Annotated in this window: 28 protein-coding genes; 19 read left to right on the top strand and 9 right to left on the bottom strand. The window is 69.7% G+C overall.

Annotation, left to right across the window (positions count from 1 at the left end):
• Window positions 1-2 precede the first annotated feature (2 nt).
• From D9601_RS10345 to D9601_RS10325, 5 genes are all read right to left on the bottom strand, one after another.
• Window positions 3-269, bottom strand: coding sequence for a Txe/YoeB family addiction module toxin (locus D9601_RS10345; protein WP_198353914.1), 267 nt, complete (start codon window positions 267-269; stop codon window positions 3-5).
• Window positions 266-595, bottom strand: a complete 330-nt coding sequence (locus D9601_RS10340; RefSeq protein WP_332837971.1) for a type II toxin-antitoxin system Phd/YefM family antitoxin — start codon at window positions 593-595, stop codon at window positions 266-268. Before D9601_RS10340 ends, D9601_RS10345 begins: the two co-directional genes overlap by 4 nt.
• A complete protein-coding gene (ppc, locus tag D9601_RS10335) occupies window positions 592-3,270 on the bottom strand; it encodes a phosphoenolpyruvate carboxylase (protein WP_198353913.1) in 2,679 nt (892 codons plus the stop codon). Before ppc ends, D9601_RS10340 begins: the two co-directional genes overlap by 4 nt.
• Before the next feature lie 148 nt (window positions 3,271-3,418).
• On the bottom strand, window positions 3,419-3,892 hold the full coding sequence (locus D9601_RS10330) for a hypothetical protein (protein ID WP_198353912.1): 474 nt from the start codon (window positions 3,890-3,892) through the stop codon (window positions 3,419-3,421).
• 11 nt (window positions 3,893-3,903) lie between these two features.
• Entirely contained in the window at window positions 3,904-4,470 is a 567-nt protein-coding gene (locus tag D9601_RS10325) for an HNH endonuclease (RefSeq protein WP_198353911.1), read from the bottom strand.
• Between the two features lie 119 nt (window positions 4,471-4,589).
• On the opposite strand from D9601_RS10325, the gene gluQRS reads away from it, so the two are divergent.
• The 5 genes from gluQRS (at window position 4,590) to egtD (ending at window position 8,706) form a co-directional block, all read left to right on the top strand.
• Window positions 4,590-5,465, top strand: coding sequence for a tRNA glutamyl-Q(34) synthetase GluQRS (gluQRS, locus tag D9601_RS10320; protein WP_198353910.1), 876 nt, complete (start codon window positions 4,590-4,592; stop codon window positions 5,463-5,465).
• A 9-nt stretch (window positions 5,466-5,474) separates the two neighbouring features.
• Complete coding sequence (locus tag D9601_RS10315) at window positions 5,475-5,705, top strand: twin transmembrane helix small protein (RefSeq protein ID WP_198353909.1); 231 nt, start codon at window positions 5,475-5,477, stop codon at window positions 5,703-5,705.
• Between the two features lie 28 nt (window positions 5,706-5,733).
• Window positions 5,734-6,279 carry a cob(I)yrinic acid a,c-diamide adenosyltransferase gene (locus D9601_RS10310; RefSeq protein ID WP_198353908.1) on the top strand — a complete coding sequence of 182 codons (546 nt, stop codon included), beginning with the start codon at window positions 5,734-5,736 and terminating at the stop codon, window positions 6,277-6,279.
• 135 nt (window positions 6,280-6,414) lie between these two features.
• Complete coding sequence (gene egtB / locus D9601_RS10305) at window positions 6,415-7,665, top strand: ergothioneine biosynthesis protein EgtB (protein ID WP_198353907.1); 1,251 nt, start codon at window positions 6,415-6,417, stop codon at window positions 7,663-7,665.
• A gap of 63 nt (window positions 7,666-7,728) precedes the next feature.
• On the top strand, window positions 7,729-8,706 hold the full coding sequence (egtD, locus tag D9601_RS10300; RefSeq protein ID WP_198353906.1) for an L-histidine N(alpha)-methyltransferase: 978 nt from the start codon (window positions 7,729-7,731) through the stop codon (window positions 8,704-8,706).
• A 4-nt stretch (window positions 8,707-8,710) separates the two neighbouring features.
• Here the strand turns inward: egtD and D9601_RS10295 are convergent, their stop codons facing one another.
• Together D9601_RS10295 and D9601_RS10290 are read right to left on the bottom strand one after the other, a co-directional pair.
• On the bottom strand, window positions 8,711-9,799 hold the full coding sequence (locus D9601_RS10295; protein ID WP_198353905.1) for a DUF1176 domain-containing protein: 1,089 nt from the start codon (window positions 9,797-9,799) through the stop codon (window positions 8,711-8,713).
• On the bottom strand, window positions 9,796-10,665 hold the full coding sequence (locus tag D9601_RS10290; RefSeq protein WP_232474037.1) for a CPBP family intramembrane glutamic endopeptidase: 870 nt from the start codon (window positions 10,663-10,665) through the stop codon (window positions 9,796-9,798). The genes D9601_RS10295 and D9601_RS10290 overlap by 4 nt, the downstream gene beginning before the upstream one ends.
• A gap of 82 nt (window positions 10,666-10,747) precedes the next feature.
• Here D9601_RS10290 and D9601_RS10285 point away from each other — a divergent pair, with 82 nt between their 5' ends.
• On the top strand, window positions 10,748-11,617 hold the full coding sequence (locus D9601_RS10285; RefSeq protein ID WP_198353904.1) for a 3-hydroxybutyryl-CoA dehydrogenase: 870 nt from the start codon (window positions 10,748-10,750) through the stop codon (window positions 11,615-11,617).
• A gap of 49 nt (window positions 11,618-11,666) precedes the next feature.
• Window positions 11,667-11,813, top strand: coding sequence for a hypothetical protein (locus D9601_RS10280; protein ID WP_198353903.1), 147 nt, complete (start codon window positions 11,667-11,669; stop codon window positions 11,811-11,813).
• Between the two features lie 33 nt (window positions 11,814-11,846).
• Here D9601_RS10280 and D9601_RS10275 read toward each other — a convergent pair whose 3' ends face one another.
• Both D9601_RS10275 and D9601_RS10270 read right to left on the bottom strand, forming a co-directional pair.
• Window positions 11,847-13,202 (bottom strand): amino acid permease, encoded by a 1,356-nt coding sequence (locus D9601_RS10275; RefSeq protein WP_198353902.1) that lies wholly within the window; start codon window positions 13,200-13,202, stop codon window positions 11,847-11,849.
• Window positions 13,195-14,529 carry a NupC/NupG family nucleoside CNT transporter gene (locus D9601_RS10270; RefSeq protein WP_198353901.1) on the bottom strand — a complete coding sequence of 445 codons (1,335 nt, stop codon included), beginning with the start codon at window positions 14,527-14,529 and terminating at the stop codon, window positions 13,195-13,197. Before D9601_RS10270 ends, D9601_RS10275 begins: the two co-directional genes overlap by 8 nt.
• 163 nt (window positions 14,530-14,692) lie before the next feature.
• On the opposite strand from D9601_RS10270, the gene D9601_RS10265 reads away from it, so the two are divergent.
• The 12 genes from D9601_RS10265 (at window position 14,693) to D9601_RS20130 (ending at window position 23,722) form a co-directional block, all read left to right on the top strand.
• The gene (locus D9601_RS10265) at window positions 14,693-15,334 is read left to right on the top strand and encodes a queuosine precursor transporter (RefSeq protein WP_198353900.1); all 642 of its coding nucleotides are present in this window, start codon (window positions 14,693-14,695) and stop codon (window positions 15,332-15,334) included.
• A gap of 131 nt (window positions 15,335-15,465) precedes the next feature.
• The gene (gene argB, locus D9601_RS10260; protein ID WP_198353899.1) at window positions 15,466-16,365 is read left to right on the top strand and encodes an acetylglutamate kinase; all 900 of its coding nucleotides are present in this window, start codon (window positions 15,466-15,468) and stop codon (window positions 16,363-16,365) included.
• 134 nt (window positions 16,366-16,499) lie between these two features.
• Complete coding sequence (locus tag D9601_RS10255; protein WP_198353898.1) at window positions 16,500-18,344, top strand: ABC transporter ATP-binding protein; 1,845 nt, start codon at window positions 16,500-16,502, stop codon at window positions 18,342-18,344.
• A gap of 98 nt (window positions 18,345-18,442) precedes the next feature.
• A complete protein-coding gene (locus tag D9601_RS10250; RefSeq protein WP_332837970.1) occupies window positions 18,443-18,751 on the top strand; it encodes a YggT family protein in 309 nt (102 codons plus the stop codon).
• 3 nt (window positions 18,752-18,754) lie between these two features.
• Window positions 18,755-19,042, top strand: a complete 288-nt coding sequence (locus D9601_RS10245; protein WP_198353896.1) for a DUF167 domain-containing protein — start codon at window positions 18,755-18,757, stop codon at window positions 19,040-19,042.
• A gap of 9 nt (window positions 19,043-19,051) precedes the next feature.
• Window positions 19,052-19,930, top strand: coding sequence for a bifunctional methylenetetrahydrofolate dehydrogenase/methenyltetrahydrofolate cyclohydrolase FolD (gene folD / locus D9601_RS10240; RefSeq protein ID WP_198353895.1), 879 nt, complete (start codon window positions 19,052-19,054; stop codon window positions 19,928-19,930).
• A complete protein-coding gene (locus D9601_RS10235; RefSeq protein ID WP_198353894.1) occupies window positions 19,927-20,547 on the top strand; it encodes a MarC family protein in 621 nt (206 codons plus the stop codon). Before folD ends, D9601_RS10235 begins: the two co-directional genes overlap by 4 nt.
• Window positions 20,548-20,758: 211 nt before the next feature.
• Entirely contained in the window at window positions 20,759-22,177 is a 1,419-nt protein-coding gene (locus D9601_RS10230; protein ID WP_232474036.1) for a S41 family peptidase, read from the top strand.
• Between the two features lie 110 nt (window positions 22,178-22,287).
• The gene (gene ung, locus D9601_RS10225; RefSeq protein ID WP_198353892.1) at window positions 22,288-23,004 is read left to right on the top strand and encodes a uracil-DNA glycosylase; all 717 of its coding nucleotides are present in this window, start codon (window positions 22,288-22,290) and stop codon (window positions 23,002-23,004) included.
• Entirely contained in the window at window positions 23,001-23,303 is a 303-nt protein-coding gene (locus tag D9601_RS10220) for an alkylphosphonate utilization protein (RefSeq protein WP_198353891.1), read from the top strand. Before ung ends, D9601_RS10220 begins: the two co-directional genes overlap by 4 nt.
• Window positions 23,304-23,342: 39 nt before the next feature.
• Window positions 23,343-23,588, top strand: coding sequence for a type II toxin-antitoxin system Phd/YefM family antitoxin (locus D9601_RS10215; RefSeq protein WP_198353890.1), 246 nt, complete (start codon window positions 23,343-23,345; stop codon window positions 23,586-23,588).
• A gap of 2 nt (window positions 23,589-23,590) precedes the next feature.
• Window positions 23,591-23,722 carry a hypothetical protein gene (locus tag D9601_RS20130; RefSeq protein WP_332837969.1) on the top strand — a complete coding sequence of 44 codons (132 nt, stop codon included), beginning with the start codon at window positions 23,591-23,593 and terminating at the stop codon, window positions 23,720-23,722.
• Window positions 23,723-23,736: the final 14 nt, after the last annotated feature.

Raw genomic sequence — 23,736 nt, 5'->3', positions numbered from 1 at the left:
GATCAATAATGGAACCGGCATTGCGCGATTTCGAGACTTTGCCCGGGCGCCTTGCCGGACACCCGATAGACCAGCCGATCGTCCTGGGTCAGCCGGCGCGACCACCAGCCCGAAAGGTCGCCCCGCAGCGGCTCCGGTTTGCCTCTGCCCTTGAACGGGCTCCGCCGGCATTCGTGGATCAGGTCGTTCAGCCGTTCGAACGTCTTCGGATCGGCGGTGAGCCAGTGGTGATATTGCTCCCAGGCAAGATCGGAAAAGACGAGCTTCACGCCTGTGCCCGCTCGATCAGCTCCCGTTCCTGGCCCTTGCCCGCATCGAGTTGCGCGATCGAGTCGCGGAGGGCGCGAGCATTGGCTGGCGTCGAGAGCAGATGCATTGTCTCCCGGATCGCGTTCCAGGCATCCAGCGACACCATGACGACCGGTTTGCCGTTCTTGCGCGTGACGACCACCTCCTCGTGATCGTCGACGACCTGATCCATCACGTCCTTCAGATTGGCGCGCGCATCGGTGTAGGTCACGACCTGCATGTCATCCTCCGTCCCCGCCATATGTACATCTTCTTGTACAGCCGCAACCGAGTCGGCGGCGTTCACCCGCTGTTGCGCAGCGCCGTCGCGATGGCGTTGATCGACAGCAGGATGCCCTCGGCGATGCGCGGATCGTCTTCGCCGGCGCGGTGACGCTTCATCAGTTCGATCTGCAGCAGGTTGAGCGGCTCGATATAGGGCAGGCGCAGGCGGATCGACGCGTCGAGCGCGGGATGCTTCTCGAGCAGCCGGGTCTGGCCGGTCGCGTCGAGCAGGCCGTCGACGGTCCTCTGCCAGCCGTCGCGGATACGGCCGAAGATGTGGCCGCGCAGCCCCTCATCCTCGACCAGTTCGGCATAATGGGCGGCGATGTCGATGTCCGACTTGGCCAGCACCATCTCCATGTTCGCCAGCGTCGAGGCGAACAGCGGCCAGCCTTGTGCCATGTCGCGCAGCAGCGCCTTGTCGGCGAAGGCGTCGAGCGCCTGCCCGACGCCGTACCAGCCGGGCAGCATGACCCGTGCCTGCGCCCAGCTGAACACCCAGGGGATGGCGCGCAGATCCTCGATCGCGTCGGATTTCTTGCGGCTGGCGGGGCGGCTGCCGATCTTCAGCCCGGCGATCTCGCCGATCGGCGTCATCTGGCGGAAGAAGGTGCGGAAGCCTTCGGTGCCGTAGACGAGGTCGCGATAGGCGTGGAAGGCGGTGTCGGACAGCGCATCCATCGCCGCGCCGAACTCCGCATTCTCGGCATTGGACAGCCGCGCCGGCTCCAGCGTTGCCAACAAGGTCGCCGAGGCCATCGCCTCGAGATTGGTCATCGCGCTGTCGCGGGTGCCGTATTTGGCGGCGATCACCTCGCCCTGTTCGGTGATGCGGATGCGACCCTGCACCGTCCCAGGCGGCTGGGCGCGGATCGCGGCGAAGGACGAGCCGCCGCCGCGGCCGACCGCGCCGCCGCGGCCGTGGAACAATTGCATGCCGACGCCGGCCGCCTCGAACACCGGCCTGAGCGCGGTCGACGCCTTGGACAGCTGCCAGGTGGAGGTCAGATAGCCGCCGTCCTTGTTGCTGTCCGAATAGCCGATCATCACCTCCTGATGCCCCCGCCGGCTGGCGATCGTCGCGATCTCGGGAAGGGCGAACCAGTCGGTCATGATCGCCGGCGCCGCCTCGAGATCGCCGACGGTCTCGAACAGCGGCACCGCCATGATCGCGGCTTCGGGCCGATCGCCGCCGCGATAGAGGCCGACCTCCTTGAGCAGCAGATTGATCTCGAGCAGATCGGACACCGACTGCGCCATCGAGACGATATAATTGGTGATGCACGCCGGCCCGTATTTGGCATGCGCCTCCGCCGCGGCGAGGACGATCTGCAGCTCGCCATGCGTCTCGTCCGAATATTGCGTGAAGCGGCTGGCGAGCGGGCGCGGATGGGCGAGTTCGCGCCGCAGCAGGGCGACACGGGCGGGTTCGTCGAGGGCGCCATAGTCCGCCTCGACGCCGGCAACCTTGAGCAGTTCGGCGACGACTCGTTCGTGCACCGCGCTGTTCTGGCGCAAGTCGAGCGTGGCGAGATGGAAGCCGAACGTCTCCACCGCGCGGATCAGCCGGCCGAGCGCGCCGCTGGATTTGAGCGTGCTGCCCTGCGACAGGCCGTGCGCCAGCGCGGCGAGGTCGGCGCGCAGCGCCTGCGGATCGGCATAGGGCTCGCCGTGCAGCCGGCCGGGCCGCGGCGCCGCCTTGCCGGTCAGCGCCTGATGCGTCGCGGCGAGCCGGGCGTAGATGCCGGACAGGGCGCGGCGATACGGCTCGTCGGCACGGCTGGCGGCGGCATCGCCGCTCGCCTCTGCCAAAGCGGCGACGCGCGCGTCGACCGCGCTATGTTCGGTCGAGATCGACAGTTCGGCGCCGAGCGCATGGACGGCGTCCATGTAGAAGACGAGCACCGTCTCGCAGGCGCGGCCGAGCGCGGTGCGCAGCGACTCGGCGGTGACGAAGGGATTGCCGTCGCGATCGCCGCCGATCCAGCTGCCGGGACGCAGGAAGCTCGGCACGCGCTCCCCAAACGCCCGGTCCCACCTTTGGTAGAGCGCCGGGATCGTCGGCAGGAAGACGTCGCGCAGATAGCTCAGCGCCGTCTCCACCTCGTCGGTGACGTACAATCGCTCGCGGCGCAGCACGCGCGTCTGCCAGAGCAGCGCGATCTGGCGGGCGATGGCGTCGTCGACCCGGTCGCCGTCGGGCGTCTCCTCGGCGCCGGCATCCTTCAGCCGCATCAGCTCGGCGATGCGGTTGCGGTGGTCGATCATGCTCTTGCGCCGCACCTCCGTCGGATGGGCGGTGAGCACCGGCGCGACCAATGCGTGGGCGAGCAGGTCGAGCACGGCGGCGCGGTCGATCCCCTCGTCCGCCAGCGTGGCGAGCGCGGAGGCGACGTCGGCGCCCGCCTCGGCGGCGATGCCCTGGCGGTCCTCGGCGAGGTTCGCCAGCATCGAGAAGAGCATGAAGCCACGGACGAAATCGAGCGTCTCGTCGAGGCCGAGGCCGGTGAGCAGCGCCTGGATGGCGTCGCCGTCGCCGCCGTCGCGATGCCGCTCCACCGAGGCGCGGCGGATCGCCTCCGTCGCCTCGAACAGGGCATCGCCGCCATAGCCGCGGATCACGTCGCCGAGCGTGGCGCCGAGGAAGCGCACGTCGGGGTTGTTGGCGATCGGCGGCAGGGAGGAGGAACTGGCCATGGCGCGATGCTGCGCTGCGGCGAGGGTCGGGTCAACCGCTAGCGCGCTGCTCCCGCTGCGGATTCCGCCCTGCCCGACGGCGCGATGCGGACGGAAGGTCGCAAAGGTCGCACTCCCGCGGCGCTCCGCCCGGTCGGCGGCCGCCCGATCAGCGGCGGGTCGGACCGGCGTTGCCGGCAATGTTGCTGACCGTGTCGCCGATCACCGAATCGGCGGGCGATCCGCTGCCGGCTTCGCGCTTGTCGCGGGCGGCCCGCCAGGCGGCTTCCTCTTCGGAGGTGACGGTGCCGTCGTGGTTGAGGTCCATCTGGTCGAAGCGCTTGAGCGTGCCCTCGCTCCATTCGATCTGGCTGACCGCGCCGTCGCCGTTGCGGTCGAGCGTCATGATGCGGCTGCCGCGGCGGGGCAGCTCGTCGGCGGTCAGCTGGTCGTCGGCATTGCGGTCGAGCGTGCGGAAGCGGCGTTCCATCGCGCCGGCGAAGTCGACGCGACTGGTCACCGCCGGCGGCACGAAGCCCGCCGCGCTGGCATTGGCGTCGGCCTGCGCCACCTTTTCCGCGCGATTGCCACAGCCGGCCAATACGGCGCCCAGCGCCGCCGCCATCACCCACGCTGCCCGCATTGTGCCTCCCGTTACGCTTCCAGCTCAACGTCCCAATAGAGCCAGTCGTGCCATGTGTCGTGGAGATAGTTGGGCGGAAAGGCGCGGCCGTGCTCCTGCAATTGCCAGTTGGTCGGCCGGATCGGTTCGACGTAGAGCGGCATATGCGCCTGTTTCGGCGTCCGCCCGCCCTTCTTGAGGTTGCACGGCGCGCAGGCGGTGACGACATTCTCCCATGTCGTCCGCCCGCCCTGCGCGCGCGGCACGACATGGTCGAAGGTCAGGTCGCGGCCGATGCCGCAATATTGGCAGGCGAAACGGTCGCGCAGGAACAGGTTGAAGCGGGTGAAGGCGGGGAATTGCGACGGTCGCACATATTGCTTGAGCGCGATGACCGACGGCAGCTTGATCGCCGAGGTCGGGCTGCGCACCTCGCGCTCGTAATGGGCGACGATGTCGACCCGGTCGAGGAACACCGCCTTGATCGCGGTCTGCCACGGCCAGACGCTCAATGGATAATAGGACAGCGGCGTATAGTCCGCATTCAAGACCAACGCCGGGCAACTGTCCGGGTGGCGGATCAGATCGGGATGAAACACGGCTCCTCCCTCGGGGTCTTGCCCGCGGACCGTGTCGTCCACGAGGATGACGCCGGTATGACAGCACGGCCCATGATTCGCGGTCAAGCCCGTTGCGTCGCCGTCCGGCGATCCGCCCGATGATGCCGACCACCCGTTTCGCGCCCTCGCCGACCGGGCCGCTGCATCTCGGCCACGCCTTTTCGGCGTTGCAGGCGCATGATCGCGCGCGCGCCGCCGGCGGCCGCTTCCTGCTGCGCATCGAGGATATCGACGGCACGCGCAGCCGCGAGGCGCATGTCGCGGGCATCCTCGACGATCTGGCGTGGCTGGGCATCGCCTGGGACGGGCCGGTGGTGCGCCAGTCGCAGCGACTCGACCGCTACGAGGCGGCGCTCGACCGGCTGCGCGCCGCCGGGCTGCTCTATCCGTGTTTCTGCACGCGGGCCGACATCGCGCGCGAGGTGGCCGACAGCGCCAGCGCGCCGCACCACGGCCCGGACGGCCCGCGCTATCCCGGCATCTGCCGGCATCTGTCGCCGGACGAGGCCGCCGCGCGGGTCGCGGCGGGCGTGCCGCATGCCTGGCGACTCGCGATGGACGCGGCGGTGGCGGCGGTGGGTCCGCTCACCTGGCAGGACGCGATCGCGGGCCGGCAGGTCGCCGACCCGGCGGCGTTCGGCGACGTCGTGCTGGCGCGCAAGGACGCGCCGGCCAGCTATCATCTCGCGGTGACCGTCGACGATGCCGCGCAGGGCGTGACCGAGGTGGTGCGGGGTATCGACCTGTTCGCGGCGACCGACGTCCATCGCCTGCTGCAGGCGCTGCTCGACCTGCCGACGCCCGCCTATCGCCACCATCCCCTGCTGCTCGGCCCCGACGGCGCGCGGCTCGCCAAGCGCCACGGCGCCCCGACACTGGCCGCGTTGCGGCAGGCCGGGGAGGACGGTCGGGCGCTCGCCGAGACGCTGCGCCGCGGCGATCTTCCCACTGGATTTGTCGCGGCAAATTCCTAGATTAACGCCATGAACACCTTCCTCGCCATCCTGCTGGTCGCGGCGATGATCGCCACCCTCGTCGCGCTGGTCCGGGGCATCATCGCCTTTCTGCAGGAATCGACCGATCAGGTGAGGAACGGCGAGGGACCGAGCGCCGCCTCGCTCAAGTCGAACAAGATGATGCAGATGCGCATCTTCTTTCAGGCGCTGGCGATCATGATCGTGGTGCTGATCCTGTTCCTCGCCGGTCGGACGTGAGGCGCGGGCGCGCCAGCACCGCACGCTGATGGTCCGCCTCAACAAGATCTATACGCGCACCGGCGACGCCGGCACGACCGGCCTGGTCGACGGATCGCGCGTGTCCAAGGCGGAGCCGCTGATGGCGGCGATCGGCGACGTCGACGAGGCGAACAGCGCGATCGGCGTCGCCATCGCGGCGCTGGCGGGACAGGCGCCGGCGGCGACGCTGCTGGCGATCCAGAACGACCTGTTCGACTGCGGCGCCGATCTCGCCACGCCGCCCGGCATCGACGGCGCGCTGCGCATCGTATCCGCACAGGTGGCGCGGCTGGAGGCGGCGATCGACGCGCTCAACGCCGATCTGACGCCGCTGACCAGCTTCGTCCTGCCCGGCGGCCATGCCGGCGCTGCCGCCCTGCATCTCGCCCGCGCGATCTCCCGCCGCGCCGAGCGCAGTGCGGTCGCGGCGCAGGCCGGGGCGGAGGTGCTGGCCTATCTCAACCGGCTGTCCGACTATCTGTTCGTCGCCGCGCGCTGGGTGAACGGGCGCGGCGCCGACGACGTGCTATGGGTGCCGGGTAGCGGGCGGTAGGCCCGCCCCTCCTCGCGCCCCGGGGGGCATCGATCGATGGTACGGTTCCGCGCGCGTGGCAATCGCCATGCAACCTTCTGTCGCCTCGAACAGTTTGATCTGGATCGCAGATGCCAGCGGGAAAAGGGGGCGTCGATGCTCAATGTCGCGCCTGTCGCCGCGCCGCTTGCCGATCGTTTCGCGAAGGTGCGGGCGCTGAGCCTCGCGCTCGCCGCGCCTTTGTCCGACGCCGATGCCACCGTCCAGTCGATGCCCGACGCATCGCCGACCAAATGGCATCTCGCCCACACCACCTGGTTCTTCGAGACCTTCGTGCTGCGCGACCATGTCGCCGGCTATCGGCTGCACGACGAACGCTGGCCGTTCCTGTTCAACAGCTATTATGAGGCGGAGGGGCGCCGCCATGCCCGCCATCGCCGCGGCATGGTCACCCGGCCGACGCTGGACGAGGTGCGCGCCTATCGCGCCCATGTCGATGCGGCGCTGCTGGCGGCGCTGCCCGACCTGCCGGTGGCGGCGCAGGAGCTGGTCGCGCTCGGCTGCCATCACGAGGAGCAGCATCAGGAGCTGCTGGTCACCGATATCCTCCACCTCTTCTCGGAAAACCCGCTCGAGCCGGCGCTCTGGCCCGCCCCGCCCAAGGTGCCGGTGGCGATGCCGGGGCCGATCGGCTGGATCGACCATCCCGGCGGCGTCGTCGGGATCGGCCATGGCGGCACCGGCTTCGCCTTCGATTGCGAGGGACCGCGCCACCAGGCGTTGCTGCAGCCGCATGCCATCGCCGACCGCACGGTGACCAACGGCGAATGGGCGGCGTTCATCGCCGACGGCGGCTATCGCGATGCCCGCCACTGGCTGTCGGACGGCTGGGCTTGGGTGAAGGCGGACGGCATCAGCGCGCCGCTCTATTGGGAAGAGCGCGACGGGGGCTGGACGCGCTTCGGGCTGGACGGTCGCCGCCCGATTGATCCCGCCGCACCGGTGACGCACGTCAGCTTCTTCGAGGCGGATGCCTATGCCAGCTGGGCGGGCGTGCGGCTGCCGACCGAATTCGAATGGGAAGCGGCCGCGGCGGCGCACGATTCCGCCGGCGGCAACCAGATGGACATGGCCGGCCCGGTCGAGCCGCGGCCGGCGGCGCGCGGCCCGGCCTTCTTCGGCGACGTCTGGCAATGGACGGGCAGCGCCTATCGCCCCTATCCGGGCTTCCACCCCGCCGAGGGCGCCGTCGGCGAATACAATGGCAAGTTCATGAGCGGCCAGTTCGTGCTGCGCGGCGGCAGCTGCGCGACGCCACGCGGCCACACGCGCGCCTGCTACCGCAATTTCTTCTACCCGCACCAGCGCTGGCAATTCACCGGCGTGCGGCTCGCCAAAGACATCTGACCTACCGCTCGCGACGACCCGGCGGCAGACCGGACGCGTGGGCCCACAGGAGCGACGACCCCAATGCTCAAGCCCGAGATCGAGGACGGCCAGGCCAGCCTGGCGGACCCGCAATTCCGCGCCGACGTCCTCGCCGGGCTGGAACGCCGCCCGCGCGCCATTCCGGCACGCTGGTTCTACGACCGGCGCGGATCGGAACTGTTCGAGGCGATCACCGACCTGCCCGAATATTATCCGACGCGGACCGAGACGCAGATCCTGCGCGACCATTGCCCCGACGTCGCGAAGATCGTCGGCCATGGCCGCGCGGTGGTCGAATTCGGCTCGGGCTCGTCGACCAAGACGCCGCTACTGCTGCGCTGCGTGTCGCCGGGCGCCTATGTGCCGATCGACATCTCCGGCGACTTCCTGCGCGATTCGGCGCGGGCCCTGTCGGCGGGCTTCCCCGACCTGACCGTGCTGCCGTTCGAAGCCGATTTCATGCGGCCGCTGACCCTGCCCGCCGAAGTCGCCGACATGCCCAAGCTCGGCTTCTTTCCCGGCTCGACGATCGGCAACATGATTCCGCTGATGGCGGTCGACCTGCTGCGCGCGATGCGCATGTCGCTCGGCCTCGGCGCGATGCTGCTGATCGGCATGGACCGGATCAAGGACGAGCAGACGCTGGTCCGCGCCTATGACGATGCCGCCGGCGTCACCGCCGCGTTCAACATGAACCTGCTCGACCGGATCAACCGCGAGCTGGACGGCACGATCCCGATCGACGCCCTCCGCCACGTCGCACGCTGGAACGACGATCGCGCGCGGATCGAGATGCATCTGCAGGCGGTGCGCGACGCCGCCTTCACCGTCGACGGCCGCCCCTTCGCGATCCCGGCGGGCGAGACGATCCACACCGAGAACAGCCACAAATACGGGCCGCGCGACGCGCGCATCCTGCTGCGCAGCGGCGGCTGGACGCCGATCGGCGAATGGACCGATCCCGAGGGCAAGTTCGGCCTCTACCTGGCGGAGGCGCAGGCCGAACGGCCCGCGCCCTGATCGCTCAGCGGGTCACCACCCGCGCCCGCCACGTCGTGATGAAGTTCGGATTGCCGCGGCATTCGCCCATGTCGCTCTGCTCGACCAGGCGATAGCGGCGGCCGTCCCAGGCGAGGCGCTGCGCCGACCCGCAATCGCCGAGGCCGCGGCCCTTGGCATAGCTGGTCAGCACATTGCCGTCGAAGCTGCCGTTGATCACGCTGTGCACCGGCGTCTCGCTATCGGCGCCGGTCGCGTCGAAGCCGACCGCGGCGTCGACCGCGGCGGGCGTGACCGTCGATCCGGCGACGACGAACAGCGCGCCGATGACGTTATAGGCACCCGCCGAACAGGGCAGCACGACGAGCAGGCGGCCGTCAGGCGCAGTGACGACGTCGGGCGTCGCATCGATGCCGTCGCCGAGCTCGCAGCGCGCGATGCGGTTCATCGTGGCGATGACGGCCGCGGGCAGCGTCGCCTTCGATGGGATCAGCGGTTGCGCGACGACCAGCGGCAGCGCCGGTGCCGGCGGCACGGCGCTGGCCGGCCCCCGCGCGACGGTGGCGCTGATCGTGCCGGCGCGCCGCTGCGCCGCATCGATATAGCGCAAGGCCGCGGACGCGCCCTTCAGCGAGACGGTGCCGCCCGGCAGGCGCAATTGCCGGCCGTTGACCATCGCCGCGGCGAGCGCGTCGGCGTCGGCGCCGAGATCGCGGCCGTCGATGGTGAAGCGGGGCGCGGCGGGACGCGGCTGTGCGTCGGTGGCGCCTTCGCCGGGCTCGGCACGATAATGCCCCGCCGGCCCCGCAGCGCGGGTCAGCGCGAGCGTCGGGCCGCTGCCGAAGCCGGTGTCGGGCAACAGCGACGCCATGGTGCAGGCGAGGCCATTGTCACAGCCGACGGTCCAATCGCCGAAGGTCTTGAGCGCGCCCGGCCGGGGCGTGGCCTTGCTGTCCGCCGTGGCCGCGGCTGCGGTGGCCGCGGATGCGGTGGCAGCGGGGGGCGGCGTGGCGGTCGGGCTCGGCGCCCGGGTCGGCGGCGACTGGCGGTCGTGCTGCGGCGCGCGCGAGCAGGCGGCGAGCAGCAGCAGCGCGATCGGGGCGGCACGGGTCATTGCGGCTGCAATCCTTCTGTGGAGGGGGGGGCGAGGGCCGAACGCCGCGAGGCGGCGCGCAGCACCACGACGAAGACGATGAGGCCGACCAGCATCGCCGGCACCGACGCCTCCGGTCCGAAGGCACCCCCGCTCAGCCAGTCGGGACTGCCGGCAACGGGGGCGCTGACGAACAGACTGCCGCTATCGGCCGTGCCCGATACGCGGGCGCCGAAGATCGAGCCCTGCGCGATGTTCCATGCCGCATGGACGCCCACCGCCATCCAGATGCGGCCGGTGAGCAGATAGAAAGCGGCGAGCATCAGCCCCGCCTCCACCGCGATCGCCACCGCCGCGGTCAGCGTCGCATGGGGATTGCCGAGGTGCATCAGCCCGAATAGCGCCGCCGACAGCGCGAGCGCCGCCCACAGGCCGAAGCCGCGCATCAGCAGCCGGAAGACGATCAGCCGCAGCAGCAGCTCCTCGCCGAAGCCGACGCGCAGCATGCCGGCGATGTCGCTCGCCCAATCGGTCCAGTCGCCCGCCGCCAGCGTATAGACGCCGGCGAGCCGCAGGATGGTGAAGACCAGGGCGAACATGCCGATGCCGATGGCAAGGCCGAGCAGGAGCTCGGGCAGCGCGACACGGGGTGCCAGCTCGTCGGGCACTCGCCGCTCGCCCCAGCGCACCGCGACGGCATAGCCGAGATAGGCGATCAGCGTCAGCACGGGGCGGATCACCTCCGGCCCGACGCCGGGCAGGCGCAGCCAGCCCGGATAGAGCAGCAGCGTCGCGACGACGAACAGCAGCACCATCCAGCCGAGCGCCCGCAGCCAGCGCCAGCGCCCCGGTCGCAACACCCCCGCATCGCCCAAGGTGATCATCATCGTCTCCCACCCTCACGGCCAGCGTAACCGGGTGGCGGCGGCGGCGAAAGCCGCTAGAGGAACGGCAAAAGGAGAGCCAAGCATGCAGACGGTGGGTGTGATCGGCGCGGGCCAGATGGGCGCCGGCATCGCGCAGGTGAGCGCGGCGGCGGGCTATGACGTGCTGCTGACCGACGTGTCGCAGGCGCGCGCGGAGGCCGGCAAGGCGGGCATCGCCAAGCAACTGCAGCGCCAGGTCGACAAGGAGAAGATCGACGCCGCCACGCGCGACGCCATCCTCGGCCGGATCGCGGCGGTGGAAGGCACCGGCGGCATGGGCGAATGCGACCTGATCGTCGAGGCGGCGACCGAGCGCGAGGAGATCAAGCGCGCGATCTTCGCCGACGTCGGCCGCGTGCTGAAGAGCGACGCGATCCTCGCCTCCAACACCTCGTCGATCCCGATCACCAGGCTGGCACAGGCGACGCCCGATCCGGCGCGCTTCATCGGCGTGCATTTCTTCAATCCCGTGCCGGTGATGGGCCTGATCGAGATCATCCGCGGCCTCGCCACCTCGGACGCGACCGTCGCGGCGATCGAGGCCTATGCGACAAAGCTCGGCAAGCAGGTGGTGCGTGCCAATGACGCGCCGGGCTTCATCGTCAATCGCGTGCTGATGCCGTTCATCAACGAGGCGGTGTTTGCGCTGGGCGAGGGCGTGGCGACGATCCGCGACATCGATCTCGGCTGCCAATTGGGCCTCAACCATCCGATGGGGCCGCTGACGCTGGCCGACTTCATCGGGCTCGACACCTGTCTCGAGATCACGCGCGTGTTGTTCGAAGGCACCGGCGACCCCAAGTTCCGTCCCGCGCCGCTGCTGGTGAAATATGTCGAGGCCGGCTGGTACGGCCGCAAGACCGGTCGCGGCTTTTACGACTATAGCGGGTCCGAGCCGGTCCCGACGCGTTGAGCGGACGCGCGGTGGCGACCGCCGCGCGGTCGAACGAGGAGCAGCGGGCATGAGCCTGGACGACACGATCGTCGAGACGCCGGAAGGGCCGATGACCTTCCGCGAATGGAAGAAGAAGAATCCGGTGCAGCTGCCGTCGCGGCGCACCAAGGGCAAGGACCTGCCCAACAAGGTCAAGACGCGCACCGGCGAATGAACCGCATGCCCTTCCGCCGGCGGGAGGGTCCGGTCAGCGCCGGCGCAGCACCAGCCAATAGACCAGCGACAGGATGGCGACGAACGGCACGCCGTAGAGCAGCGTCGCGCCGAAGGCGGCGGTGAACGGCGTCATCGCCAGCACGGCAACGATCCCCGTCAGCCCGGCAAGACTGGTCCAGGGATAGCCCCACATGCGGAAGGCGGCGGGTGCGCCGGCGCGGGCGCGGAAGGCGAGATGCGTGGCGAAGATCATGCCCCAGGTGAACAGCGCACCGAACACCGATACCGCGATCATCACCGCCAGCGCGCTGTCTGGCGTCGCGGCGTAGATGGCGGCGGCCACCGCGATGCCGCTGCCCGACACCAGCAGCGCGCGCACCGGCACGCCGCGCGCATCGACCCGGGCGAAGCCGCGCAGCGCGAGGCCGCGTTCGGCCAGGCTGAACACCATCCGGCTCGCGGTGTAGATCTGGCTGTTCATCGCCGACAGCGCGGCGATCAGCACCACCGCGTTGATCGCCCCCGCGGCGAAGGGCACGCCGGTCGCCGCCATCACCGTGACGAACGGGCTGGTCGCGGTGCCGGCCTGCGTCCACGGCACGATCGCCAGCATCACCGCGAGGCTGCCGAGATAGAAGAGCGCGAGCCGCAGCATCGTCGCGCGAAAGGCGCGGACGATGGCGCGCTCCGGCTCCGCCGCCTCGCCCGCCGCGACCGCGATCATCTCGATGCTGATATAGCTGAACAGCGCGACGATCACCGCCTGCGCCATTCCCCACCAGCCGTTGGGCAGCAGCCCGCCGTGGCCGGCATAGGTGGCGAGCGCGGCGCCGCCGCCGGCGCGGGCGATCACCGCGATGCCGCCGGCGACGAACAGCAGGATCGCCGCGACCTTGATCGCCGAGAAGACGTATTCGACCGCACCGAAGGCGCGTACGCTGGCCAGATTGACGAGCAGTAGCGCCGCGGAGAAGCCGAGAATCCAGACCAGCCCCGGCACGCCCGGCGCCCAATAGCGCATGTAGATGGCGACCGCGGTCACCTCCGTCCCCACCGCCAGCACGTTGGCGAACAGATAGGCGTAGCGGACGAGAAAGCCGGCATAGTCGCCGAGATAGCGTTCGGCGAACAGGCCGAAGGCGCCGGTGGCCGGATCGGCGACGGTCATTTCCGCCAGGCAGCCCATCAGCGCGAGCGTGATCGCGCCCCCAATCGCATAGCTGAGCAGCACCGCCGGCCCGGCGAGCTGGATGGCGAAGCCGCTGCCCAGGAACAGGCCGGTGCCGACCGCGCCGCCGATCGCGATCATCGCCAGCTGCCCGGCGCCGAGCGCGCGGCGCAGGCCGGGGGTGGCGCCGGTCAGCGGAGCGGCCAGCGGATCAGCCAATCAGCAGGCCGGCGAGCGCCGCCGACATCAGATTGGCGAGGCTGCCCGCCGCCAGCGCGCGCAGGCCGAGCCGCGCGATCGTCGGCCGCTGGTTGGGGGCGAGGCTGCCGGTCACCGCCATCTGGATCGCGATCGACGAGAAATTGGCGAAGCCGCACAGGGCGAAGGTGATCACCGCGATGGTATGCGGGCTGAGCTGCGCCGACTGTTTGCCCAGATCGATATAGGCGACGAATTCGTTGAGCACGATCTTCTCGCCGAACAGACCGCCGGCGATCCCCGCCTCGTTCCACGGCACGTTGAGCAGGAACATCACCGGCTGGAAGACATAGCCGAGCAGCCCCTGGAAGCTCAATTCCGGATGGCCGAACAGGCTGCCGATGCCGCCGAGCAGACCGTTGGCGAGCGCGACCAGCGCGACGAAGGCGAGCACCATCGCGCCGACCGCCACCGCCAGGCGAACACCGGTCTGCGCCCCCTGCGCCGCCGCCATGATGAGGTTGGCGGGCTTTTCCTCGTCGTGCGTCGCATCGGGCAACGGCTCGCCGGGCGTCCCCTCGGGCAGCAAGGCGGCGGGTCCGCGACCGCTGACCCGCCCCTCCGCCAAGGCGATGACGCGGTCCTCGTCGGGCACGTCGCCGAGCGGCAGTTCGCCGTCGCGGGGGGCGCGCGTATCCGGCATGATGATCTTCGCCATCAGGATGCCGCCCGGCGCCGCCATGAAGCTGGCGGCGAGCAGATAGTCGATGCTGATCCCCATCGACGCATAAGCGGCGAGGATGGTGCCCGCGACGCCGGCCATGCCGCTGGTCATCACGGTGAACACCTGCGGCGGGGTCAGGCCGGCGAGATAGGGGCGGATGACCAGCGGGCTCTCGCTCTGGCCGACGAAGATGTTGGCGGCGGCGCACAGGCTTTCGACCTTGCTGGTGCCGACCACCTTCTCGATCGCGCCGCCGAGCCAGCGCACCACGAACTGCATGATGCCGAGGTAATAGAGGATCGACACCAGGCTGGCGAAGAAGATGATCACCGGCAGCGCCGCGATCGCGAAGCTCTGCCCGCCGACGGTCGGGCTGGCGAGATTGCCGAACAGGAACTCCGTCCCCTTCTGCGAATAGCCGAGCAGCGCCGCGACCCCGGCCGAGGCGCCGGCGAGCGCGGCACGTCCCGGCGACCAGTAGAGCACGACCGTCGCGATCAGCGCCTGCAGCGCGAAGGCCGCGCCGACCACCCGCAGCCGGATCGCGCGCCGGTCGGCCGACAAGGCGAAAGCGATGCCGAGAATGACGAGAATGCCGGCAAGGCCGATCAGGATACGATTCATGAAGCGTCCGCAGATGATGAAGGGACGCGGCCCCCCGGCAGCGTCGATCCACCATACACGTGCTTTTTCCGGGGGCTAGGGGGAAGTGGCAGCCCGGTCCCGCCGCGCCGTACGGGATTGCGGGGACTTTGCCCGTGTGACGAAACCCGCTAGCGTCGGCGCGATGGACACCCAGCCGCGCGGCATCGCGCCCTCGCTCTTCGCCCTGTCGATCTTCTACGGCGGCATGGTCTGCATCGCCGGCGTGCTGGGCAACAAGCAAGTCGCGCTCGGCCCGCTGGCGGTCGAGGCGGGGATCTTCGCCTTCCTGCTGCTCGTCGTCACCTCGAGCGCGGTCGCCGAGCTGCACGGGCGCGGCGTCGCCAACCGGCTGGTCCAGGTCGGCTTCGTGCCCCTGCTCGTCTCGCTGCTGCTGTCGTGGATCGTCTGGATGCTGCCGCCCTCGCCGGCGATGCTGCCGGCGAACCGCGACGCGATCCAGCTGATCCTGGGCTCAACCTGGCGGATCTGGCTGGGCGGGATCGTTGCCTATGGCGTGTCGCAGACGCTCAACGTCACGATCTTTGCGGCGTTGAAGGGCCGGGAAGGCAGCCGCCTGCTGTGGCTGCGCGCCGCCATTTCCAGCATGCTCAGCCAAGTGGTCGACACCTTGCTGTTCGTCACCATCGCCTTTTATGGCGAATTCCCGATCGGCCCGCTGATCGTCGGCCAGATGATCGCCAAGGTGACGCTGTCGGCGATCCTGGTGCCGCCGCTGATCTATCTGTTCGTCGGCCTCGGCAAGCGGATGGACGCCAGGGCCTGATCCGTGCCTCCGGGTGCAGCGGCCAAGCAGACGCCGGTGTCCGAAGCCAAGACGGTCGCGCATCCGGATTCCCGCCTGTGCCGGAACGACGGGGATGGCCCCTCCCGCGCGGGACCGCTAAAGGCGCGGCCATGACCGACTCCCCCTCCCGCGCGGCGCTGCTCGCCAAGGCCGAGACGCTGACCGAGGCGCTGCCCTATCTGCAGCGCTATGCCGGCAAGACCTTCGTGGTGAAATACGGCGGCCATGCGATGGGCGATCCCGAACTGGCGCGCGACTTTGCCGAGGATGTCGTGCTGCTCAAGGCGGTCGGCATCAATCCGGTGGTGGTCCATGGCGGCGGCCCGCAGATCGGCGCGATGCTGAAGCGGCTGGGAGTCGAGTCGCGCTTCGTCGACGGGCTGCGCGTCACCGACCGCGAAACCGCGGACATCGCCGAAATGGTGCTGGCCGGATCGATCAACAAGGAAATCGTCGCCTGGATCGGCAAGGCCGGCGGCCGCGCGGTCGGCATCTCCGGCAAGGACGCCGCGCTGGTCACCGCCGCCAAGGTCGGCCGCGATGCGCCCGACCGGCTGCAGGGCGTCGAGCGCCACGTCGACCTCGGCTTCGTCGGTGAGCCGGTCGCGGTCGACCGCACGATCATCGACCAATTGTCGGCCAGCGGCATCATTCCGGTGATCGCGCCGATCGCGATGGGCGTCGATGGCGAGACCTACAATATCAACGCCGACACGATGGCGGGCGCGATCGCCGGGGCGCTCGGCGCGGCGCGCTTCTTCCTGCTGACCGACGTCGCCGGCGTGCTCGACAAGGCGGGCGCGCTGCTCACCGACCTCGACGCCGCACGCATCGCCGGGCTGAAGGCCGACGGCACGATCTCCGGCGGGATGATCCCCAAGGTCGACACCTGCGTCGCCGCGGTCGAGGCGGGCGTCGACGCGGCGGTGATCATCGACGGCCGCGTCCCCCATGCGATGCTGCTCGAGATCTTCACCAGCGCCGGTGCCGGCACACTGGTCCACGCCTGACCCCAGCGAAGGCGCCGATCAGCCGCGCCGTCGGCCCGTCTGTCGCGTCCGTCGCTCCGGCGATCGTAACGGAGTCGACTTGATCGGGATGTAGCGCCACCCATGTTGCAGCGCAGCAACACAGGTGGAGCATCATGCCCTTCCTTGCCAGCCCCGGTCGTTTCCTGTGGCATTATGTCGCCGTGCGGCCGTGGATGTTCCTTGGCCTGGCGACGCTGGTCGCTGCCGCCTCGATCGGTTCGGTCGGGGTGCAATATGCGATGAAGCTGCTGGTCGACGCGATGACCAGCGGGCGCGAGGCGCGCGCCCATGTCTATGAGGTGCTGGCCGGCTTCGTCGGGCTGGTGGTGCTGGAAAGCGCGCTGCAACGTGCCGCCGCGCTGACGCTCGGCCATGCCACCGTCGTCTCGGGCGTCGGCATCCGGCTCGACATGGTCGATTATCTGACCGGGCATCAGCTGCAGTTCTTCCAGAGCCAGCGCGCCGGCTCGCTCGGTCACCGCATCTCCGGCCTCGCCGGTATCTTCGGTGCGCTGATCCACCGGCTGCTGCAGGAGGTCACGCCGCCGCTGATCGCCTTCGCCGGCGCGATCCTGATCTTCGTGTCGATCGACGCGCGGATGGCGATCGCATTGGGCGCGATCTTCCTGGCGGTGACCGCGACGCTGGTGCTGCTCGGCCTGAAGGGCCATATCCACCATCGCGAATTCGCCGAACGCGCCGGCGTGGTCGGTGGCGAACTGGTCGATCTGATCGGCAACATCTGGGTGGTGAAGGCCTTTGCCGCCCGCCGGCGCGAGCTCGACCGACTGCGCGACTTCCTGCACGAGGAAGCGGCGGCGCAGCGGCGCGGCTGGTTCTTCGTCGAGCACATGCGCGCGCTGCACGACGCGGCGCTCGCCATCCTGGTCGGCGGCACGCTGATCTGGGCGATCGGCCGCTGGTCGGCGGGCGCCATCTCCACCGGCGACGTGGTCGTGATCAGCACGATGACGTTCCGCATCCTGCACGGTTCGCGCGACCTCGCCATGGCGCTGATCGATACCAGCCAGCAATTCAGCTATCTGCGCGAGACGCTCGACATCATCGGCGTGCCGCAGGCGATCGCCGACGCGCCGGACGCGGTGCGGCTGCGCCCCGGCGAGGGCAGCGTCACGCTGCGCCACGTCACCTTCGGCTACGATCCGCGTCGTCCGGTGCTGCACGATCTGTCGCTCGACGTGCCGGCGGGGCAGAAGGTCGGCATCGTCGGCCCGTCGGGGGCGGGCAAGTCGTCGATCCTGCAGCTCGTCCAGCGCTTCTACGATCCGCAGGGCGGCAGCGTGCTGGTCGACGGCCAGCCGATCGACGCGGTGACGCTCGACAGCCTCAGCGATGCGCTGGCGGTGGTGCCGCAGGAGGTGCTGCTGTTCCACCGCACGGTGATGGAGAACATCCGCTTCGCCCGGCCGGAGGCGAGCGACGAGGAGGTGCATCGCGCCGCCGAAGCGGCGGGCTGCGACGATTTCATCCGCCACCTGCCGCACGGCTACGACAGTATCGTCGGCGAGCGCGGCACCAGCCTGTCCGGCGGCCAGCGCCAGCGGATCGGCATCGCCCGCGCATTCCTGAAGGACGCGCGCATCGTGCTGCTCGACGAAGCGACCAGCGCGCTCGACACCGAATCGGAGCTGGAGGTGCAGCGCGGGCTGGAGGCGCTGATGGCCGGCCGCACCGTGCTGGCGGTGGCGCACCGGCTGTCGACGATCGCCGGCTTCGACCGCGTCCTCGTCGTCGAGGCGGGGCGGATCGTCGAGGACGGGCCGCCGCAGGCGCTGCTGGCACGGCCCGACGGCGCCTTCCGCGCGCTGTGGACCCGGCAGGCGGAGGGACTGGAACAGTCGCGACAACGCGGGCTGCTGCGCTTCCCGACGACCGCCGGGTCGCGGCTGATCGGCGAGCGGGTGCAGGCGGCATGGCGGCGCGCGCGGGCCCGCTGAGCGGTCGCGCGCGATGCCGGCGTCGGGAACCGCCCCTGTTCGCCGGGCGTCCGGCACGCTACATTCGTATCCGACCCATTCCCCGTGAAAGGCCCCGCGTGTTCGCGCTGACCATCATCCAGATCCTCCAGGTACTGCTCGACGTCATCTGGTGGATCATCTTCGTGCAGTTCATCCTGTCGCTGCTGATCGTCTTCAACGTCATCAACACCTCGAACAATTTCATCCGGTCGCTGCACTATGGCCTCGATCGGGTGACCGAGCCGATGTACCGGCCGATCCGGCGCTTGCTGCCCAATGCCGGCGGCATCGATTTCTCGCCGATGGTGGTGCTGATCCTGATCGCAATCGGCGACATCATCCTGCGCAATCTCGCGATCAGCGTCGTCAGCTCCGCGGTCGTCTGAGCCATGCCCGCGTGGCGGGTCGTCGGCGACGGGCTGGCGATCGCGATCCGGGTGACGCCGCGCGCCGGCCGCGACGCCCTGGGCGCCGGCACTGACGACCATCTCATCGCCCGCCTCGCCGCGGCGCCGGTCGACGGCCAGGCCAATGCCGCCCTGATCGCGCTCGTCGCCAAGGCGTTCGGCCTGCCCAGACGCGCCGTCACCCTGGTCGCGGGCGACACCGCACGGGTGAAGCGGCTGCACCTCGCCGGCGACGGCGCTGCGCTGGCACAAATCGCCGCCGCCCTCTAAGAGACGGGCATGACCGCTACCCTCATCGACGGCAAGGCGCGCGCGGCGCGCCTGCGAGCCGACATCGCCACCCATGTCGCGCCGTTCAAGGCCGCCACCGGCCGCGCACCGGGCCTGGCGGTGGTGCTGGTCGGCGAGGATCCGGCCAGCGCCGTCTACGTCCGCTCGAAGGGCAAAGCGACGCGCGAGGCGGGCATGGAGAGCTTCGAGCATCGCCTGCCCGTCGATACGACGTCGGAGGCGCTGCTCGCGCTGGTCCGCGACCTCAATGTCGATCCGCGCGTCGACGGCATCCTCGTCCAGCTGCCGCTGCCCGCGCATATCGACACCCAGGCGGTGCTGCTCGCAATCGATCCCGACAAGGACGTCGACGGCTTCCACCCGGTCAATGCCGGCCGGCTGGCGATCGGCGCCGCGGGCTTCGTGCCGTGCACGCCGCTCGGCTGCCTGCTGCTGCTCCAGGACATCCACCCTCAGCTCGCCGGCATGGAGGCGGTGGTGATCGGCCGGTCGAACATCGTCGGCAAGCCGATGGCGCAATTGCTGCTGCAACAGAGCTGCACGGTGACCGTGACGCACAGCCGCACCCGCGACATCGCCGCCCATGTCCGCCGCGCCGACATCGTCGTCGCCGCAGTCGGCATCGCGCAGTTCGTGCAGGGCGACTGGATCAAGCCGGGCGCCAGCGTGATCGACGTCGGCATCAACCGGACGGAGACGGGTCTGGTCGGCGATGTCGACTTCGCCGCGGCGCAAGCGGTGGCCGGGGCGATCACGCCGGTGCCGGGCGGCGTCGGGCCGATGACGATCGCCTGCCTGATCCGCAACACCTATGTCTCCGCCTGCCGCCGCGAAGGCCGGCCCGACGGGCTGGGGACGGCATCGTGATCGAGCTGTTCGTCTCCTCGGTCATCACCTTCTTCGTCGTCATCGATCCGCTCGGCTGCGCGCCGATCTACGCCGGCCTGTCCGCCGGCGCCTCGCCGATCCACCGCCGCGCGATGGCGGTCCGCGCCGTCACCGTCTCGTCGATCATCCTGCTCGTCTTCGCGCTGGTCGGCGAGAAGCTGCTCCACGGCCTCGGCATCAGCCTGGCGAGCTTCCGCATCGCCGGCGGCATCATGCTGTTCCTGATCGCGCTCGAGATGGTGTTCGAACGCCGCACCCAGCGCCGCGAGGACCGCGCCGCCAAGGTCGCCCACGATCCGGAAGCGGACGACGTGTCGATCTTCCCGATGGCGATGCCGATGATCGCCGGGCCGGGGTCGATCGCGACGGTGATGCTGCTGATGGCGCGCAGCAACGGGCTGGAGGCGTCGCTCGTCGTGCTCGCGGCGATGGCGACGATCTTGCTGATGACGTTGCTCGCGCTGCTTGCGGCGGGGCCGCTGATGAGGCTGGTCGGCACGCGCATCGAGGCGGTGATCACCCGCCTGCTCGGCGTATTGCTCGCCGCACTGGCGGTGCAGTTCGTGATGGACGGGTTGCAGGTCAGCCTGCACTGAGTCGCCTGGCCCATGCGACGCCGACGGTCAGCCGGAGCGCGAGCGGATGACGGCCGAGGGCAACCCCGGGTGATCAGACGAGATTTGCATGCAGCGGCGTTCGAGCTTGTTGGCGGCCGCTTTGTTCGCCTACCATCGCCGCCGGTCGCGTGGCGCGTCGGGCCACGCGAGTCTTGGGGAGTTGGCGATGAAGCGGGGTCTATCCGGATGCATGGCGATCGCGATGCTGCTGACGGGATGTGGCGGCGATGGCACCGGCGCGATCGCGAGCAGCGGCGGTAGCGGCGGCGGCTCCTCGCCCACGCCGACCAGCGCGGCGGGATGCAGCCTGAGGGAACGGCAGGATTGGGTCGCGGCCCAGGTCCGCGAATGGTATCTGTTCCCCGACACGCTGCCGACCAGTCTCGACCCGTCCGGCTATACCACCGTCGATGCCTATCTCGACGCGCTCACCGCCACCGCACGCGCGCAGGGCAAGGACCGTTATTTCAGCTATCTGACGTCGATCGCGCAGGAGAATGCGTACAATGCATCGGGGGCGACCGCGGGTTTCGGCATCCGCCTGTCGCTCGATACCAGCGCGGGCGCGCGGCTCTACGTCACCGAAGCCTTCGAGAACGGCCCGGCGCTCGCTGCGGGGATCGACCGCGGGACGGAGATCACCGCGATCGGCACCAGCAGCAGCAATCTCGTCACCGTCACCGATCTCTACGCGCAAGGTGGCACAGCGCTCAACGACGCGTTGGGTCCGTCGACCGCGGGGACGGTGCGCTACCTCCAGGTCCGCGACGCGAACGGCACGCGCACCGTTGCGGTGACCAAGACCGACTTCAACCTCGCCGCGGTATCGCCGCGCTACGGCGCGCAGATCATCACCGATGCCGGCCAGCAATATGGCTATATCAACCTGCGCACCTTCATCAGCGCCGCCGACCAGTCGCTGCGCGACGCCTTCGCGCGCTTCCGCGCGGCGGGGATCACGCAGGTGGTGATCGACTTCCGCTACAACGGCGGCGGCGCGCTCTCCACCGCGGAGCTGATGGGCGACCTGCTCGGCGCCAACCGCTCGACGTCCGAAGTGTTCGACTACGTCACCTTCCGCCCCGAAAAGGCGAGCAACAACACGACGCGCTTCTTCCAGCCGCAGCCGCAGTCGATCGCGCCGACCCGCCTCGCCTTCATCGGCACCGGCAGCACCGCCTCGGCCAGCGAGCTGGTGATCAACGCGATGATCCCGTACCTCCATGCCAATGTCGGGCTGATCGGCACCAACACCTATGGCAAGCCGGTCGGGCAGATCGCGCTCGACCGATCGCAATGCGACGACCGGCTGCGGCTGATCGCGCTGGCGATCCAAAACGCCAACCGGCAGGGCGGCTATTATACTGGCCTTGCCGGCACGGTGGAGGCGAGCTGCCGCGCCGGCGACGACATCCGCTATCCGATGGGCGACCCGCGCGAAGCGTCGACCCGCGCCGCGCTGGACTTTCTGCAGGGCAAGAGCTGCACGCGCATTACCGCCAGCACCGGCACCGGCGTGAACGCCCAGGCGGCGGGTGGCCGTGTGTCGCTGACGCCGTCGGCACGCGACGCTTCGCCGGCGCAGCATGACGTGCCGGGGCTGTTCTGAGCCGGTCGACCGGGCTTCGACACGGAGGCTCGGTCGCCCCCCTGCCCGAATTCAGGGCGTTAGGCCGTGGTGGTTGATCGCGGCACCGTCGCCGCGATAGACCGCGCCGCATGGCCGATCCCCATATGGACCCGAGCTGGCTGGACCCTCTCCGGCCGGAGTTCGACAGTGCGCACATGGCGGCGCTGCGCCGCTTCCTTCAGGCGGAGAAGGCGGCGGGCAAGCGGATCTTCCCGCCCGCCGACAGCTGGTTCCGCGCGCTCGAACTGACACCGCTGCCCGCGGTGCGTGTCGTCATCCTCGGCCAGGACCCGTATCACGGCGCCGGCCAGGCGCACGGCCTCTGCTTCTCGGTCCGCCCCGGCGTCAAGACGCCGCCGAGCCTGGTCAACATCTACAAGGAATTACAGGCGGATTGCGGTATCCCGCCGGCGCGCCACGGTTTCCTCGAACATTGGGCGCGGCAGGGCGTGCTGCTGCTCAACAGCGTGCTGACCGTCGAGGAGGGCCGTGCCGCGGCGCACCGCGAGCGCGGCTGGGAGCGGTTCACCGACACGATCATCCGCCTCGTCGCCGCCAAGCCGGAGCCGGTCGTCTTCCTGCTCTGGGGCAGCTACGCGCAGAAGAAGGCCGCATTCGTCCAGGACGTCGCGCACGGCGGCCACCATCTCGTGCTGAAGGCGCCCCACCCCTCTCCGCTGTCCGCCTACACCGGCTGGTTCGGCAGCGGCCATTTCAGCAAGGCCAACGCCTTTCTCGAATCCCACGGCCGCGGCCGGATCGACTGGGCGCTGCCGCCCGTCGATGCAGAAGAAATCGTATCATGAGCGACGACGATTATGTGTTCGACGAGGATAGCGGCGAGTGGGTGCCGGCGCGCGACCTCGCGGCGAAGCAGGCGGCGGCGGCCGAGGTCGAGGTGCGCGACGCGATCGGCAACCGGCTCGCCGATGGCGATCAGGTGACGCTGATCAAGGACTTGGACGTCAAGGGCGCCGGCCGGACGCTGAAGCGGGGCACGCTGATCAAGTCGATCCGCCTAACCGGCGATCCGCAGGAGATCGACTGCAAGTTCGACGGCATCAAGGGGCTGGTGCTGCGCGCGGAGTTCGTGCGGAAGCGGTGAGGTGGACGCTTGGAGTGCCGTTACGGGGATATCTGCGCCATGCACACGGTAAGCGAGACTGAGGCGAGCGCTAACTTGGCGGCGATGATCGACAAGGTCGTCGCCGACCGCGCACCCGTGGCGATCACCCGCCAATGCGGCGAAGGCGCAGTGCTGATCTCTGCCAGCGAATGGGAGTCGATCGAAGAGACGCTGTACTTGCTGCGCTCACCGAAAAATGCGGAGCGACTACTGGAGGCCGTACGCGGGTTTGAGGCTGGCGAGGAAGGCGTTACTTTCTCCTGAAGGTGGCGTTCTGGCCAACGGCCTGTGTCGACTACCGCCATTGGCAGAACATCGCTGCCGAGCGCAACGACAAGATCAATACGCTGCTTGAGGAACGCTTCCATGACCCTTTAGAGGGCACCGGAAAAGCCTAGCCGCTAGGCGGCAG

This window comes from Sphingomonas sp. MA1305 (genome assembly GCF_016107325.1).
Lineage (GTDB): Bacteria > Pseudomonadota > Alphaproteobacteria > Sphingomonadales > Sphingomonadaceae > Sphingomonas.
Note: the sequence above shows the minus strand (reverse complement) of the source record. Positions and strands in the feature narration are given on the sequence as shown.

What these genes read in the sequence shown, in the direction of transcription:
- ppc (WP_198353913.1), bottom strand. Translation starts at nt 3,270, where the DNA reads ATGGCCAGTTCCTCCTCCCTGCCGCCGATCGCCAACAACCCCGACGTG.
- D9601_RS10330 (WP_198353912.1), bottom strand. Translation starts at nt 3,892, where the DNA reads ATGCGGGCAGCGTGGGTGATGGCGGCGGCGCTGGGCGCCGTATTGGCC.
- gluQRS (WP_198353910.1), top strand. Translation starts at nt 4,590, where the DNA reads ATGATGCCGACCACCCGTTTCGCGCCCTCGCCGACCGGGCCGCTGCAT.
- D9601_RS10315 (WP_198353909.1), top strand. Translation starts at nt 5,475, where the DNA reads ATGAACACCTTCCTCGCCATCCTGCTGGTCGCGGCGATGATCGCCACC.
- D9601_RS10310 (WP_198353908.1), top strand. Translation starts at nt 5,734, where the DNA reads ATGGTCCGCCTCAACAAGATCTATACGCGCACCGGCGACGCCGGCACG.
- egtB (WP_198353907.1), top strand. Translation starts at nt 6,415, where the DNA reads ATGCTCAATGTCGCGCCTGTCGCCGCGCCGCTTGCCGATCGTTTCGCG.
- egtD (WP_198353906.1), top strand. Translation starts at nt 7,729, where the DNA reads ATGCTCAAGCCCGAGATCGAGGACGGCCAGGCCAGCCTGGCGGACCCG.
- D9601_RS10295 (WP_198353905.1), bottom strand. Translation starts at nt 9,799, where the DNA reads ATGACCCGTGCCGCCCCGATCGCGCTGCTGCTGCTCGCCGCCTGCTCG.
- D9601_RS10290 (WP_232474037.1), bottom strand. Translation starts at nt 10,665, where the DNA reads ATGATGATCACCTTGGGCGATGCGGGGGTGTTGCGACCGGGGCGCTGG.
- D9601_RS10285 (WP_198353904.1), top strand. Translation starts at nt 10,748, where the DNA reads ATGCAGACGGTGGGTGTGATCGGCGCGGGCCAGATGGGCGCCGGCATC.
- D9601_RS10280 (WP_198353903.1), top strand. Translation starts at nt 11,667, where the DNA reads ATGAGCCTGGACGACACGATCGTCGAGACGCCGGAAGGGCCGATGACC.
- D9601_RS10270 (WP_198353901.1), bottom strand. Translation starts at nt 14,529, where the DNA reads ATGAATCGTATCCTGATCGGCCTTGCCGGCATTCTCGTCATTCTCGGC.
- D9601_RS10265 (WP_198353900.1), top strand. Translation starts at nt 14,693, where the DNA reads ATGGACACCCAGCCGCGCGGCATCGCGCCCTCGCTCTTCGCCCTGTCG.
- argB (WP_198353899.1), top strand. Translation starts at nt 15,466, where the DNA reads ATGACCGACTCCCCCTCCCGCGCGGCGCTGCTCGCCAAGGCCGAGACG.
- D9601_RS10255 (WP_198353898.1), top strand. Translation starts at nt 16,500, where the DNA reads ATGCCCTTCCTTGCCAGCCCCGGTCGTTTCCTGTGGCATTATGTCGCC.
- D9601_RS10245 (WP_198353896.1), top strand. Translation starts at nt 18,755, where the DNA reads ATGCCCGCGTGGCGGGTCGTCGGCGACGGGCTGGCGATCGCGATCCGG.
- folD (WP_198353895.1), top strand. Translation starts at nt 19,052, where the DNA reads ATGACCGCTACCCTCATCGACGGCAAGGCGCGCGCGGCGCGCCTGCGA.
- D9601_RS10230 (WP_232474036.1), top strand. Translation starts at nt 20,759, where the DNA reads ATGGCGATCGCGATGCTGCTGACGGGATGTGGCGGCGATGGCACCGGC.
- ung (WP_198353892.1), top strand. Translation starts at nt 22,288, where the DNA reads ATGGCCGATCCCCATATGGACCCGAGCTGGCTGGACCCTCTCCGGCCG.
- D9601_RS10220 (WP_198353891.1), top strand. Translation starts at nt 23,001, where the DNA reads ATGAGCGACGACGATTATGTGTTCGACGAGGATAGCGGCGAGTGGGTG.
- D9601_RS10215 (WP_198353890.1), top strand. Translation starts at nt 23,343, where the DNA reads ATGCACACGGTAAGCGAGACTGAGGCGAGCGCTAACTTGGCGGCGATG.